Source organism: Roseateles sp. P5_B10, from assembly GCF_056400485.1.
The window spans coordinates 1-542 of sequence record NZ_JBFULE010001708.1; the positions used below are offsets into that span (position 1 = coordinate 1).

At 60.4% G+C, this 542-nt stretch carries 1 protein-coding gene; it reads left to right on the forward strand.

The window, feature by feature from the left end:
- Positions 1-103: 103 nt before the first annotated feature.
- On the forward strand, positions 104-542 hold a 439-nt coding region (locus AC1DU6_RS35465; RefSeq protein ID WP_477863285.1), incomplete at its 3' end, for a cache domain-containing protein.

Below are 542 nucleotides of genomic sequence, written 5' to 3' on the forward strand. Positions count from 1 at the left end.
GCTTTACGGGGCTGATTGCGGCTTATGCACTTGCACGATCTGTTTTTCCGGAGCGACACTGGGCCGCAGACAACGATTTCACAACGGCTGGCAAGGAGCTCGCATGAACCGATCCCGAGTAGTGAGTTTTGCATTTGCACTGGCGGCCGTCTTCGGCGCCCAGGCCGCACTGGCCGACAACGCGACCAAGGATGACGCGGTCGCCACCGTCAAGAAGGCTGTGACCTTCATCAAGGCCAACGGCAAGGACAAGGCCTATGCCACGATCACGGCCAAGGACCCGCAGTTCGTCAAGGCCGACCTCTACATCGTCGTCTACGGCATGGACGGCAAATGCCTGGCCCACGGCGMCAACGAGAAGCAGGTCGGCCGCGACCTGATCGACCTCAAGGACATCGATGGCAAGCCCTTCATCCGCGAGCGCGTCGAACTGGGCAAGTCCAGCCCCAAGGGCTTCTGGCAGGACTACAAGTTCACCAACCCGGCGAGCAAGAAGATCGAACCCAAGCAGATGTACTGCGAGCGACTGGACGACACCATCG